At 41.0% G+C, this 278-nt stretch carries 1 protein-coding gene; it reads right to left on the bottom strand.

The features are described 5' to 3' along the window. Window positions 1–278, bottom strand: a 278-nt coding sequence (locus HC175_RS23720; protein ID WP_168140156.1) for a hypothetical protein, incomplete at both ends; no start/stop codon positions are given.

The raw sequence follows: 278 nt of genomic DNA, 5'->3' as shown, positions 1-278 counted from the left end.
ATTCATGTGATTCTCTTATGGCGTTGTCTTCAAATATGGCCGATTGCCAATCTGTACCAGTTCCGAAAACCGACAGATCTGGATATACAATAGGCCCACCAGATGCTACTGACTTTTCATTCATCAAGGCAGCATATTGAGTAGCATTAAGTAAATCCACAGTTTTTTCGGGACCTGAAATACCATAGTATCCTGTATAATTCAGATTAAGTAACCCTTTTTGTCCCTTTTTGGTCGTTACAAGAATAACCCCGGAAGCTGCCCGGGCTCCATAAATA

This window comes from Salinimicrobium oceani, assembly GCF_012037645.1.
This window is presented reverse-complemented; position numbering and strand designations above follow the sequence as displayed.